Origin of the sequence: Mycobacterium sp. (assembly GCF_036488105.1) — a bacterium.
GTDB lineage: Bacteria > Actinomycetota > Actinomycetes > Mycobacteriales > Mycobacteriaceae > Mycobacterium.
In genome coordinates, this window is the sequence record NZ_DASXHW010000089.1 from 1 (window position 1) to 11,626 (window position 11,626).

13 protein-coding genes and 1 pseudogene are annotated in these 11,626 nt (G+C 64.6%); 5 read left to right on the forward strand and 9 right to left on the reverse strand.

The features are described from left to right. A partial coding sequence (locus VGH54_RS04960) for an HNH endonuclease signature motif containing protein (RefSeq protein ID WP_331510831.1) occupies positions 1-570 on the forward strand: 570 nt, incomplete at its 5' end. Here VGH54_RS04960 and hemW read toward each other — a convergent pair. Further along, the gene (gene hemW / locus VGH54_RS04965; protein ID WP_331510832.1) at positions 567-1,739 is read right to left on the reverse strand and encodes a radical SAM family heme chaperone HemW; all 1,173 of its coding nucleotides are present in this window, start codon (positions 1,737-1,739) and stop codon (positions 567-569) included. The two genes, VGH54_RS04960 and hemW, sit on opposite strands and share 4 nt — an antisense overlap. A 398-nt stretch (positions 1,740-2,137) precedes the next feature. Between hemW and VGH54_RS04970 the strand changes: the two genes are divergently transcribed. The 4 genes from VGH54_RS04970 to VGH54_RS04985 are packed head-to-tail and all read left to right on the forward strand — an operon-like array spanning position 2,138 to position 5,833. Continuing rightward, positions 2,138-3,805, forward strand: coding sequence for a nitrite/sulfite reductase (locus tag VGH54_RS04970; RefSeq protein WP_331510833.1), 1,668 nt, complete (start codon positions 2,138-2,140; stop codon positions 3,803-3,805). After that, the gene (locus VGH54_RS04975) at positions 3,802-4,545 is read left to right on the forward strand and encodes a phosphoadenylyl-sulfate reductase (RefSeq protein ID WP_331510834.1); all 744 of its coding nucleotides are present in this window, start codon (positions 3,802-3,804) and stop codon (positions 4,543-4,545) included. Before VGH54_RS04970 ends, VGH54_RS04975 begins: the two co-directional genes overlap by 4 nt. Beyond that, positions 4,542-5,240 carry a sirohydrochlorin chelatase gene (locus tag VGH54_RS04980; protein ID WP_414688644.1) on the forward strand — a complete coding sequence of 233 codons (699 nt, stop codon included), beginning with the start codon at positions 4,542-4,544 and terminating at the stop codon, positions 5,238-5,240. The genes VGH54_RS04975 and VGH54_RS04980 overlap by 4 nt, the downstream gene beginning before the upstream one ends. Positions 5,241-5,242: 2 nt before the next feature. Beyond that, positions 5,243-5,833 carry a DUF4190 domain-containing protein gene (locus VGH54_RS04985; RefSeq protein ID WP_331510836.1) on the forward strand — a complete coding sequence of 197 codons (591 nt, stop codon included), beginning with the start codon at positions 5,243-5,245 and terminating at the stop codon, positions 5,831-5,833. Positions 5,834-5,840: 7 nt separating this feature from the next. Here the strand turns inward: VGH54_RS04985 and VGH54_RS04990 are convergent, their stop codons facing one another. From VGH54_RS04990 to VGH54_RS05020, 8 genes and pseudogenes are all read right to left on the reverse strand, one after another. Beyond that, positions 5,841-6,908 carry a sulfate/molybdate ABC transporter ATP-binding protein gene (locus VGH54_RS04990; protein WP_331510837.1) on the reverse strand — a complete coding sequence of 356 codons (1,068 nt, stop codon included), beginning with the start codon at positions 6,906-6,908 and terminating at the stop codon, positions 5,841-5,843. 18 nt (positions 6,909-6,926) lie between these two features. Continuing rightward, a complete protein-coding gene (gene cysW / locus VGH54_RS04995) occupies positions 6,927-7,745 on the reverse strand; it encodes a sulfate ABC transporter permease subunit CysW (RefSeq protein WP_331510838.1) in 819 nt (272 codons plus the stop codon). Then, the gene (cysT, locus tag VGH54_RS05000; protein ID WP_331510839.1) at positions 7,742-8,593 is read right to left on the reverse strand and encodes a sulfate ABC transporter permease subunit CysT; all 852 of its coding nucleotides are present in this window, start codon (positions 8,591-8,593) and stop codon (positions 7,742-7,744) included. Before cysT ends, cysW begins: the two co-directional genes overlap by 4 nt. After that, complete coding sequence (locus VGH54_RS05005) at positions 8,590-9,627, reverse strand: sulfate ABC transporter substrate-binding protein (RefSeq protein WP_414688645.1); 1,038 nt, start codon at positions 9,625-9,627, stop codon at positions 8,590-8,592. Before VGH54_RS05005 ends, cysT begins: the two co-directional genes overlap by 4 nt. An 81-nt stretch (positions 9,628-9,708) precedes the next feature. Next, positions 9,709-9,801, reverse strand: a complete 93-nt coding sequence (locus tag VGH54_RS30025) for an Ms4533A family Cys-rich leader peptide (RefSeq protein WP_414688646.1) — start codon at positions 9,799-9,801, stop codon at positions 9,709-9,711. A 142-nt stretch (positions 9,802-9,943) separates the two neighbouring features. Further along, a complete protein-coding gene (locus tag VGH54_RS05010; protein WP_331510840.1) occupies positions 9,944-10,147 on the reverse strand; it encodes a hypothetical protein in 204 nt (67 codons plus the stop codon). A gap of 43 nt (positions 10,148-10,190) precedes the next feature. After that, positions 10,191-10,949, reverse strand: a complete 759-nt coding sequence (locus tag VGH54_RS05015) for a sensor domain-containing protein (RefSeq protein WP_331510841.1) — start codon at positions 10,947-10,949, stop codon at positions 10,191-10,193. Positions 10,950-10,951: 2 nt separating this feature from the next. After that, a pseudogene (locus VGH54_RS05020) lies at positions 10,952-11,626 on the reverse strand (elongation factor 4); the annotation flags it as partial.

An 11,626-nucleotide genomic window follows, 5' to 3' on the forward strand; every position in this document is an offset into this window, starting at 1 on the left:
GCGGCAACGCCGATCGCGGTCAATCTGGTGTTGTCCGACGAAACTCTCTTCGGTGCTTCCAACGCGCCCGCCAATGTAAGCGGCTACGGTCCCATCCCGGCGGCTGTCGCGCGGGAGTTGGTTTCCGGTGCCGTCAGCGACAAACGGTCCCGGGCGACGCTGCGCCGGCTCTATGCACATCCGACGTCCGGCGCCCTGGTGACCATGGAATCCAGAGCCCGACTGTTTCCCCGCGGGCTCGCCGCCTTCATCGGGTTCCGGGATCAGCGCTGCCGCACACCGTACTGCGACGCACCGATCCGCCATCGCGACCACGCTCAGCCATGGGGGGCGGGCGGACCGACGAGTGCGGACAACGGGCTCGGACTATGTGAACGGTGCAACTACGTCAAAGAGGTAGCCGGCTGGATCGTCAAACCGAACGTCGATGAAAAAGCAACTCACACAGCGCAATTCATCACACCAACCGGTGCCCACTACCGGTCGGCAGCGCCTCCGCGGGCCCCGACCATCACGACAAGCGATGTCGAAGTTCGCATTGGTATAGCACTGGCTCGACACGCCGCCTAACCCAGCAGGTTGCGCACGACGCCGTCGGCCAACAGCCGCCCCCGGTCGGTGAGCACCAGGCGCTCGCCCTCGCGTGACAGCAAGCCGTCCTTGACAGCGACGCCGGCGCGCTCCCGCTCGGCCTCGTCCAGCAGTTCCGTTGGCAGACCTTGACGCAGCCGGATCTGCAACAACACGTCCTCGGTATGGCGGCTGGTGGAATCCAGCTGCTCGAAACCGGCGACCGGTAGCTCGTCACCGTCCAGGATCTGGGCATAAGCGTTGGGATGCTTGACATTCCACCAGCGCGTCGCGCCGACGAAGCTGTGCGCGCCCGGCCCGGCGCCCCACCACTGACCACCGTCCCAGTACCCCAGATTGTGCCGACACTCCCCGCCCGGCCGACCCCAGTTAGATACCTCGTACCAGTCGAACCCGGCGGCCGATAGTTGCTCGTCCGCCAGCTCGTAACGATGCGCAAGAACGTCGTCGTCGGGAGCGTCCAGTTCGCCGCTGCGGACGCGGCGCGCCAGCGCCGTGCCCTCCTCGACGACCAGGGCGTAGGCGGACACGTGATCGACGCCGGTCTCGATCGCGGTGTCGACCGATCGCAGCAGATCGTCGTCGGACTCCCCGGGGGTGCCGTATATGAGGTCGAGGCTGACGTGTTCGAACCCTTCGGCAAGCGCCTCGCGGGCCGCCGCCGCCGACCGGTTCGGCGTGTGGATCCGGTCTAGAACACCCAGCACTCGAGGCGCCACCGATTGCATTCCCAACGACACCCTGGTGCAGCCGGCGGCTAGCGCCGCAGCGAAGAAGTCCGGCCACGCCGACTCCGGGTTGGCCTCGGTGGTCACCTCGGCGTTGGCCGCCAGCTCGAAGCTGTCCCGCACCGACCGCAGCACCGTGGCCAGCCGTTCGCCGCCCAGCAGCGATGGTGTCCCGCCGCCGATGAAGACCGTCTGCACGGTCGGTCCGTCCAACCGAGCAGCTGCGAGCTCGAGCTCTGACCGCAGGTTTTCCAACCATGCGTCGGGGTTCACCCCACCCAGCTCTGCGGGCGTATAGGTGTTGAAGTCGCAATAGCCGCAGCGGGTGAAGCAGAACGGCACGTGTACATAGATGCCGAACGGCCCGCCGACGCTCAACTGCAGGTCGGGAAGGGCGGCTGGCGCAGAGGATGCCGTCACGCCTTACCAATATTCCGGACTACCGGCCTAACCTCCAGCGCTGGCCACCACGAACAACAGCGGATAGGCCTTTGCAGCGGAATCAGAGAAAGCGTTGCGGAACATTTCAGGCTCGGTGGCTACTTTCGATCACTATGAGCACAATTCCACCCTGGTAGTTATGGTCGGCGACATCCGTGGCACAATGGTCGAGTGACCGTCGCCCACCCCAGTTTCCGCATCGCGTTGGTGGCGCGCCGTCATGTCGATTTCTTGCGTGTCTGCAGCTGTTGCTGTCTGGCTTGATGTCGTAGACCCGTCCACCAGTACTTTCAGCTGGCCCCCGGATCTGCGCCGCCGGGACAGCCACCGGTGGTTTGCGCGGTCCAAGCCGGCTACTCCACAAAGGAGATCGCCGCATGACGTCCCCCCGCCCGGCCAAGAGCCGCAGCGAAGGCCAGTGGGCGCTGGGTGAGCGCGAGCCGCTCAACCCCAACGAGCAGTTCAAGCAAGATGACGACGCGCTCAACGTCCGAGACCGAATTCTCAACCACTACTCCACCGCCGGATTCGACAGCATCGAGAAGAACGACCTGCGTGGCCGCATGCGCTGGGCCGGGCTCTACACGCAACGCGAGCAGGGTTACGACGGCAGCTTCACCGGTGACGAGAACATCGACCTGCTCGAGGCCAAGTATTTCATGATGCGGGTGCGCTGCGACGGCGGCGCACTGTCCACCGCTGCCCTGCGCACGCTCGGCGAGATCTCCATCGAGTTCGCCCGGGATACCGCCGACATCTCCGACCGGGAAAACGTTCAGTACCACTGGATCCAGATCGAGGACGTACCTGAGATCTGGAAGCGGCTGGAAGCCGTCGGGCTGCAGACCACCGAGGCTTGCGGCGACTGCCCCCGTGTCGTCCTGGGCTCCCCGCTGGCCGGTCTGTCCGTCGACGAGGTGCTCGACCCCACGCCGGCGATCAAGGAGATCGTCCACCGGTACATCGGCAACCCCGAGTTCTCCAACCTGCCCCGTAAATACAAGACCGCGATATCGGGTCTGCAGGACGTCGCGCATGAGATCAACGACATCGCATTCATCGGCGTCAATCATCCCGAGCATGGTCCGGGCCTGGATTTGTGGGTGGGCGGCGGCCTCTCCACCAATCCGATGCTCGCGCAACGGGTTGGCGCCTGGGTTCCGTTGGATGAGGTCCCCGACGTCTGGGAGGCCGTCACCTCGCTGTTCCGTGACTACGGCTATCGGCGACTGCGGGCCAAGGCCCGGCTGAAGTTCCTGATCAAAGACTGGGGCATCGAGAAGTTCCGTGACGTGCTCGAAACCGAGTACCTCAAGCGCAAACTCATCGACGGCCCGGCCCCCGCGCCCGTCAAGCACCCGATCGACCACGTCGGCGTGCAGCGGCTGAAGAACGGGCTCAATGCCGTGGGCGTCGCGCCGATCGCCGGTCGGGTATCGGGCACGATCTTGTCCGCGGTCGCCGACCTGGCCGAGCAGGCGGGATCGCGACGGGTCAGCTTCACCCCGTACCAGAAGCTGATCATCCTCGACGTCTCCGACGACAAGCTCGACGAGTTGATCGCCGGCCTGGATGCGCTGGGGCTGCCGTCACGGCCGTCGCAGTGGCGTCGGAACCTGATGGCTTGCACCGGAATCGAATACTGCAAGTTGTCTTTCGCCGAAACTCGGGTGCGTTCGCAGTCGCTGGTGCCCGAACTCGAGCGTCGCCTCAACGACCTCAACACGCAACTGGATGTGCCGGTCACCGTCAACATCAACGGCTGCCCGAACTCGTGTGCCCGCATCCAGATCGCCGACATCGGTTTCAAGGGCCAGATGGTCGACGACGGCGAGGGCGGCTCGGTCGAGGGATTCCAAGTGCATCTCGGTGGCAGCCTGGGTCTCGACAGTGGTTTCGGGCGAAAACTGCGGCAGCACAAGGTCACCAGCGACGAACTCGGCGACTACATCGACCGTGTGGTGCGCAACTTCGTCAAGCAACGCGACGGGGATGAACGGTTCGCGAATTGGGCGCTGCGCGCCGATGAGGCGGACCTGCGATGAGCAAGGAGGTGCACGGCTTGACGGAAGCGGAATTACGCGAGCTGGCCGAGAAGGGCGCCGCAGAATTGGAAGGCGCCAGTGCCAGCGACCTGTTGCGCTGGACTGACGAGAACTTCGGTGGCGTCGGCGGGCCCCGGTCCACGGCGACCTGCAACTACGTGGTGGCCTCCAATATGCAGGACGCCGTGCTGGTCGATCTAGCCGCCAAGGTGCGTCCTGGGGTACCAGTGTTGTTCTTGGACACCGGATATCACTTCGTGGAGACCATCGGAACCCGCGATGCGGTCGAGGCCGTCTACGACGTGCGGGTGCTCAATGTCACGCCGGAGCACAGCGTCGCCGAGCAGGACGAGCTGCTGGGCAAAGACCTCTTCGCCCGCAAGCCCAGTGAATGCTGCCGGCTACGCAAGGTCGCACCGCTATCCAAGGCGCTCCGCGGCTACTCCGCGTGGGTGACCGGTCTGCGACGGGTCGAGGCGCCGACCCGCGCCAACGCCCCGCTGGTCAGCTTTGACGAGGCGTTTGGGCTGGTGAAGATCAACCCACTGGCCACATGGTCTGACGACGACATGCAGAACTACATCGACGAGAACGATGTACTGGTCAATCCGCTTGCTTACGAAGGATATCCCTCGATCGGCTGCGCGCCTTGCACGGCCAAGCCAGTCGAGGGCGCCGACCCGCGCAGCGGACGCTGGCAGGGGCTGTCCAAGACCGAATGCGGGCTGCACGCGTCGTGAGCACCCTGGTGCTGGCCGCACATGGCAGCGCCGATCCACGATCGGCCGCCAATGCCCGCGCGGTGGCCAATCAGATTCGCTTCATGCGGCCCGGCCTCCACGTGCGTGTGGCGTTCTGCGACCTGAATACGCCACGCCTGGTTGATGTCGTCACCCCGGATGCGGTAGTCATCCCGTTTCTACTTGCCGACGCTTACCACGCACGCATCGACATCCCCCGCCAGATCGCGGGCTGCGGTGCGACCCTGCGACAGGCCGACGTGCTCGGCGAGGACGACCGGCTGGTGGCCGTGCTGCACGAGCGGCTGGCCGACCTGGGAATCAGCCCGCACGACTCGCAACTGGGTGCGCTGGTGGTGGCGATCGGCTCAACGCACCCTGCGGCCAACGCCCGCACCGCCCAGGTCGCGGACAAGCTCATCGCGGGCACTCAGTGGGCCTGTGCGACAACCGCGTTCGCCACCGGCTCGGGACCGTCACTAACCGAGGCCGCGACCGACTTGCGCCGCCGCGGCGCCCGTCACGTGGTGGTCGCACCGTGGTTTCTGGCACCCGGGCGGCTGACCGATCGGGTTGCGACAATTGCTGCCGCCGAAGGCATTCCGATGGCGTCGCCCCTCGGCGCACACCGACTGGTGGCCGAAACGGTGCTGGATCGCTTCACCGCGGCGTTGGCTGAGCCCCTTGCGGCCTGACCATGACTTCGCCTGAGGCAACGGATCCCGAAGACGCAGACCCGGCCGACGCTGGTCGCCCGGTCAGCAAATGGGCGATTTCGGCGTTTCTGCTCGGCGTGGTGAGCCTGGCGCCGCTGAGCGTGATCGCGGGAATCGTCGCGTTGGTCAAAGCCAGGGACGGTCGAGAGTCCGGACGCGGGCTGGCTATCGCCGGGATGGTGATATCCCTGCTGTGGGGGGCGGTTTGGGCCTACAGCGCGTGGCCCAAAGGCGGGCTGATCACCGGCACGCTGCAATCCGGGCCGATGATGCGGGTCGGCGATTGCTTCGGGGAAACCATCAATTCGCCTGTGAGCTGTGACAAACCGCATTCCCGCGAGGTCTTCGCGGTGCTCTCGCTATCCCGTTTCCCAGACAACGACGCCGAACAGGAACAACTCGAGAACCGCTGCAAAGCGGAGTTGCCGAAATTCTCAGCCGCCGCCAGCCGGGACACGGAGCTACGAGTCGAGGCGTGGCCCCCCGGCACGGAGTCGAGGTATATGGACAATCACGCGGCGGAATGTGTTGCCTATTTCAGTTCCGACCGGGTCGGCTCAATCAAAGGCTAAGCAGCCCCTAACGCGAGCTCGCCGAGCTCTCGTCGATGGATGCATCGGCTCCAGTGTCGTTGGGCGTCAACCCTTCTTCAGGGATCGAGGGCACCCGAGTGGCGCGCACATAGACGGAGTCCCCCGCCTTCAGCCCGAGCGCTTCGGCATCGCCACGGGTGATCTGAGCGGTGAACGCCCCGCCGGTGGCGGCATTGGTCAACTCCACCCGCACCTCGAAGCCGAGCATCACCACACGATCGATGGTGGCGCGGACAACACCCGTGGTCTGCGTGATGCCGTCGTCGGCAGCAAGCTTCATATCCGGACTGCGCCCGACCCGGATGTCGTGTGGGCGAACCAAAATGCCGTTCAGTGACGAGACCGCGCCGAGAAACGACATCACGAACGCATTCGCCGGCGCGTCGTAGACGGCCCTGGGCGATCCCACTTGTTCGATGCGTCCGTCTTTGAGCACGGCGATCCGGTCGGCGACGTCAAGCGCCTCGGCTTGGTCGTGGGTCACCAGCACCGTGGTGACATGCACCTCGTCGTGCAAGCGGCGCAGCCACGCGCGCAGATCCTCGCGGACCTTGGCGTCCAGCGCGCCGAACGGCTCGTCGAGCAACAGCACCTGGGGATCGACGGCCAGCGCGCGGGCCAGCGCCATGCGTTGACGTTGACCGCCGGAGAGTTGACTCGGGTAGCGGGTTTGGAAACCGCTGAGCCCCACGACCTCCAGCAAGTTGTCCACCTTCTCGGCGATCTCGGCCTTGGGCCGCCGCCGAATCTTCAGCCCGAAGGCCACGTTGTCCCGAACGGTCAAATGCTTGAAGGCCGCGTAATGCTGGAAGACAAAGCCGATACCGCGCCGCTGTGGCGGAACCCCGGTCACATCGCGACCATTGATCGTGATGGTTCCGGTGTCCGGTTGATCAAGTCCGGCGATGGCGCGCAACAGGGTCGACTTGCCCGAACCGCTGGGGCCCAGCAGTGCAGTCAATGAGCCGGACGGCACCTCGAAGTCAACGTTGTCCAACGCGGCGAAGTCGCCGTAGCGTTTGTTGGCACCCCGCACCACAATCGCGTCAGTCATTACCGCCACCCCTCCCTGTCACGGCTGCTTTGTGGCTCGCTTGACGCGAGCGTCGAGAATCACCTGAACGATCAGAACAACCACCGAAACCACCATCAACAATGTCGAAATGGCGTAGGCCCCGTATTCGGCGCCCCGGTTGTAGCGGTCGGACACCAGTAGCGTCAGCGTCTGGGATTGGCCCGGGAGGTTCGACGACACCATGATGACCGCACCGTATTCACCGAGGGTGCGGGCAACGGTCAGCACGATCCCGTAGGTCAGACCCCATCGGATCGACGGGAGCGTGATCCGCCAAAACGTCTGCCACCAGCTGGATCCCAGAGTTGCCGCTGCCTGCTCCTGATCGGTACCCACCTCATGCAGAACCGGCTCGACCTCGCGCACCACGAATGGCAGCGTGGCGAAGACGCTGGCGAGTACGATGCCCGGCAGACCGAAGATGATCTTGAAACCGAAGTCTCGCTCGACGAAGCCCAGCAGCCCGGCCGATCCCCACAACACGATCAACGCCACACCCACCACGACTGGCGAGACTGCGAACGGCAGATCGATGATCGCCTGCAACACACCCTTACCGCGGAACCGGTTGCGCGCCAGCACCAGTGCAGTCGGGATACCGAAGATCACATTGAGCGGCACCACGATCGCGACCACCAGCACCGACAAGTTCAGCGCCGAGATCGCCGCCGGCGTAGTGACCCACGCGACGAACTGGCCGAAACCAGGCGTGAAGGTCCGCCACAGGATCAATCCAACGGGAACCACCAGCAGCACCGACACATAAGCGAGGGCGACGAAGCGAATCAGATAGCGCACCGGAAGTGATGGATTCATGCCGCCAACTCCTCACGCTTGGCGGCGCGCGATCCCACCGTGCGCAAGACGAAGAGCACGACGAACGAGATCGCGAGCAACACAATCGATATGGCCGCGGCGCCGGTACGGTCGTCGTTTTCGATCAGTGTCCGGATCCACTGCGACGACACCTCGGTCTTGCCCGGCACCGCCCCACCGATCAACACCACCGACCCGAACTCACCGATGGCACGCGCAAACGTCAGCCCCGCGCCAGTCAGCAAAACCGGAGTCAGAGAAGGCAACACGACGGTCGTGAAGATTGTCGCGTTGTTCGCACCCAGTGACGCCGCCGCCTCCTCGGTCTCACGGTCGACCTCGAGCAGCACCGGCTGAACGGCTCGCACGACGAACGGCAGGGTGACGAAGGCCAATGCCACGCCCACACCCCATCCGGTGTGTTGCAGGTGCAGACCGACCGGACTGTGATTCCCGTATAGCGCCAACATCACCAGGCTGGCCACAATCGTGGGCAACGCGAACGGCAGATCGATGATCGCGTCCACCAGCCGCTTTCCCGGAAACTCGTCGCGCACCAGCACCCAGGCGATCAGCAGACCGAAGAACATGTTGACGACGGTGACGCCCGTGGAGATGGTCAGCGTCACCCTGAAAGACTCGATTGCCGCATTCGAGGTGACCGCGAGCCAGAACGCGTCCCAGCCGCCGCCGACGGATTGCCAGGCGATGGCGGCCAGCGGCAGCAGCACTATGACCGAAAGCCACACCACCGCAACACCGATTCGCAGCGACGTGCCGTCACCGCGTGACCTGTTGCGGCGCCGTATGTTGTGGCCGGTTACCTCGGTTGATGTCGTGGTCGTCATCCGGTGGCCTGCGTGTAGACCTTGGTGATGCTGCCCGATTTCTTGTCGAACAATTGCGGATCCACCACGGACCAGCCGCCGAGGTCGGCGATCGTCCAAAGCTTGGCCGGTACCGGAAACTTGTCGCGGACGTCGGCGACCACTGCGGGATCGACCGGGCGGAATCCGGCAGCCGCCCAGACCTTCTGGGCGGCTGCGGTGTACTGGAAGTTCTTGAATGCGACGGCGGCGTTCAAATGGGGGCTGCTGGTCACCACTGCGACTGGGTTCTCGATCTTGATCGTCTGCGACGGGTTGATGTGGGTAATCGGCTTTCCCTGGCGTTCCGTAGCGATCGCCTCGTTCTCATAACTGATCAGGACGTCACCGCTGCCCTGAACAAAGACGTCGGTAGCCTCGCGTCCCGACCCGGGACGCAGTTTGACGTGCTCCCCGACCAGCTTGTGAATGAACTCGAGGCCCGCTTGGGGGTCGTGGCCGCCCACACTCTTGACCACGTAAGGCGCAAGCAGATTCCATTTCGCCGAGCCCGAACTCAGCGGGCTGGGCGTGATGACCTCCACGCCGGGCCGCAGCAGGTCGTCCCAGTCCCTGATGTTCTTCGGGTTGCCGGGACGCACCATCAGGGTCACCACTGATCCAAAGGGGATGCCTTTGGTGGCGTCTTTGTCCCAGTCTTTGGAGACTTTGCCCGCCTTGACCAGTCGCGTGACATCGGGCTCGACGGAGAAGTTGACGACATCGGCGGGCTTGCCGTCGACGACCCCGCGGGACTGGTCACCCGATGCGCCATACGAGGCGATCACCTGAACGCCCTTGCCGTCCTGCGATGCGTTGAACGCCGGAATCACTTTGCTCCAGCCGGGTTCAGGTACTGAGTAGGCGACCAGCGTGATGCTGGTGTGCGCGTCGCCGGAGTTGCCGCCGCCAACGACATCGCTGGCGCCGCCGTGACACGCCGCGATCAAGCTTGCGGCGAGGGTCAGCGCGAGAGCATGCCGCCACCCCACGGCATTTCGGATGTCGTCGAACAATGGTCGACCTTTCGACAATGGGCTTGACGGCTGACAAATCCCGTCGCGAAGGAAAGGCGAATTTCAGCGCGCGGGCAGAGATCAGCGACAACAGTGCACGTCAGCAACGGCGCAATCGCCTACGGCAATGAGCGCCAAGACATGGCACTCGGTGTTGCCGGATGCTGCAAGCATGGCCGAAGCCTAACAGAATCCACCGGACCCGCAGCCGATTCCGATGCAGGTCAGCGGGTCAGCAACCAGGCGACGATCACCAGCACAACCAGGGCGACCAGCACCAAGGTGACCTGTGAGCGCGGCATACCCGACTTTCGGTTCATCCGGGCTTTTCGTCGTTATGGCGGATACGCCGCATCACCTGGGTACCGCGACCCAACATCGCGTCGAGCGCCGCCGCGATGAGGTAGGCCAACAGCAGAACGACCGGCATCACCACGATGCACTGAAACACGAACCCCAGCCCGGACAGCCACAACTCGACGCCGTCCCACCAGCCGAGAAATCCGTTCACCGGGCTCACCCTAATTCCGCTTGGGGTGCGAAGCCAACACGCGGACCGCGGGTCAGCTCAGTTCGCTGACCCTGTCCATCATCGCGCGGGCGATGTCGGTGGCACTGGCGTCCGGATTGCCCGTGCCCGGATCGGATGGTCGCCGATCGCCGAAGAACACGACCTCGACTTCGACGAGGCAGTTCAACCGGACACCGATCGCCCGCGACTGCGGGGTGGGTTGCAGCGCCGGCATGTTGGGGAGCGTCGCCGTCGCGGTATTCGTGGCTGCGACAACGGAATCGGCGACGTGGATGTCGCCGATCACGGTCGTCGTGCTGATCGGGCCGGTCTGTTCGGTCGTCGTCTTGCCCGTGCATTGCTGCCACTGCGGGGGGAACTTCGCGAACAGCTCCTGAGCTTGCGCGGCCGAGGGCAACGCCACAACGCCCTCCATCACGCTGATCACCTGAGCCGGGTCGCCGTCGTTCCACCATGACTCCGACGCGACGGTCTGGACATCGGCGGACCCGTAGACGCTCTCCTGCAGCATCGCCGTCACGCCCAGGCAATCGGCCGACTCCGCCGGCGCGTCTCGCTGGTAGAGCTTGTCAGCGCCACCGAACTGTGCGGGTTGACGTGCGACGAAGGGCTGGCCCAGCATCCGGGCCAGCTCGACGTCGTTGAGCAGCACCTTCTTGACGATCTGGCCGGACAGCGGGCGTGGCTTAAGGTTGGGTGCCGGCTTGGCCGTCCCATCGACAACCGGGCCGCAGCCCACCGCGAATGCGGCGATCACCGTGCACGCCGTGGCCAGTCCGACTCTCCGCATGGCTACTTCTTGCCGCCTTTGTCCGCCGCGTCCGTGGACAGTGCGGCGACGAACGCCTCCTGCGGCACGTCGACGCGGCCGATGGTCTTCATCCGCTTCTTGCCTTCCTTCTGCTTCTCCAGCAGCTTGCGCTTGCGGGTGATGTCACCGCCGTAGCACTTCGACAGCACGTCCTTGCGGATCGCGCGAATGTTCTCGCGCGCAATGATTTTGGACCCGATCGCGGCCTGCACCGGCACCTCGAACTGCTGACGCGGAATCAGCTCTTTGAGCCTGGTGGTCATCTTGTTGCCGTAGGCTGCCGCGGCGTCCTTGTGCACGATGGCGCTGAACGCGTCGACGGCCTCACCCTGAAGCAAGATGTCGACCTTGACGAGTGCGGCTTCCTGCTCGCCGGCTTCTTCGTAATCGAGGCTGGCGTAGCCGCGAGTGCGGGATTTCAGCGAGTCGAAGAAGTCGAAGATGATCTCACCCAGCGGCATGGTGTATCGCAGCTCGACGCGTTCGGGTGAGAGGTAGTCCATGCCGCCCAGTTCGCCGCGCCGGGACTGGCAGAGCTCCATGATCGTGCCGATGAATTCGCTGGGCGCGATGATCGTGGTCTTGACGATGGGCTCGTACACGGCGCGGACCTTGCCTTCGGGCCAGTCCGACGGGTTGGTGACGACGAGTTCGGA

Excerpts from the sequence above, each read along its gene's own strand:
- VGH54_RS04975 (WP_331510834.1), top strand. The coding sequence starts at position 3,802 with ATGAGCAAGGAGGTGCACGGCTTGACGGAAGCGGAATTACGCGAGCTG.
- VGH54_RS05015 (WP_331510841.1), bottom strand. The coding sequence starts at position 10,949 with ATGCGGAGAGTCGGACTGGCCACGGCGTGCACGGTGATCGCCGCATTC.
- cysW (WP_331510838.1), bottom strand. The coding sequence starts at position 7,745 with ATGAATCCATCACTTCCGGTGCGCTATCTGATTCGCTTCGTCGCCCTC.
- VGH54_RS04985 (WP_331510836.1), top strand. The coding sequence starts at position 5,243 with ATGACTTCGCCTGAGGCAACGGATCCCGAAGACGCAGACCCGGCCGAC.
- cysT (WP_331510839.1), bottom strand. The coding sequence starts at position 8,593 with ATGACGACCACGACATCAACCGAGGTAACCGGCCACAACATACGGCGC.
- VGH54_RS04990 (WP_331510837.1), bottom strand. The coding sequence starts at position 6,908 with ATGACTGACGCGATTGTGGTGCGGGGTGCCAACAAACGCTACGGCGAC.
- VGH54_RS04970 (WP_331510833.1), top strand. The coding sequence starts at position 2,138 with ATGACGTCCCCCCGCCCGGCCAAGAGCCGCAGCGAAGGCCAGTGGGCG.
- VGH54_RS30025 (WP_414688646.1), bottom strand. The coding sequence starts at position 9,801 with ATGCTTGCAGCATCCGGCAACACCGAGTGCCATGTCTTGGCGCTCATT.